The organism is Vibrio sp. 1078-1 (assembly GCF_033340475.1).
This window is the reverse complement of record NZ_JAWOWM010000472.1, coordinates 1-644: the sequence shown is the minus strand read 5'-3', so window position 1 is coordinate 644 and position 644 is coordinate 1. Positions and strand designations below refer to the sequence as shown.

Below are 644 nucleotides of genomic sequence, written 5' to 3'. Positions count from 1 at the left end.
AGTGATAAATGCTGAACCTTAATGAAAGTGTTAAAAATTGCCGCCATTGCGGTCGCACTCGTTGCGGGATTCTACGCCCCGACGCTGCTCAAGAGTTTCTCTTCTTCCTCGACAGTCAAACCACTTGATGAGTACTGCCTGCTCTCGACAACGGCATGTGTCCAACAAGGTGTCACCATGACACTCAATGTCGATAATGCTCAACCCCTTATTCCTGCAAAACTCGATGTTGAGTGGAACAAAAGTGACGCAGAGCAGTTGGTTCTGAGCCTTTCAGGAAGAGAAATGGAAATGGGCGAGCCGAAGTTTCTCCTCAAGAAAATAGCACCTGGAAAATACTCTGGCGAAGTCGTGTTGCCCGTTTGCACTCAAGAATCGATGACGTGGGTCGGAGAACTGACCGACGGACAATCCACCATCTATCCCGCCATCAAAATGCAAAGATAAGGAATCATTATGAGCCGCAATTGGTCTCTCTTTCTCGTAGTCGCATTCGTACTGGGTTTCGGTACTAAAACCTATTTAGACAGCCTAGATAAACCCGCAGACGTTTCAAAAACAGCCTCGTCAGAACAAAGCGTGTTGTTTGGCGAAAACAATCAACCAGTCAACGTCTTTGATGTGAACGACCCTCGTATTCGTAT

At 46.9% G+C, this 644-nt stretch carries 1 protein-coding gene and 1 pseudogene; both read left to right on the top strand.

Translation table 11 applies throughout. The features are described 5' to 3' along the window. The first annotated feature begins 21 nt into the window (after positions 1-21). Positions 22-447: a hypothetical protein gene (locus R7190_RS28255; protein ID WP_020838259.1), complete on the top strand. Its 426-nt coding sequence runs from the start codon at positions 22-24 to the stop codon at positions 445-447. Positions 448-456: 9 nt separating this feature from the next. Continuing rightward, positions 457-644: pseudogene (locus R7190_RS28250) on the top strand (SCO family protein); the annotation flags it as partial.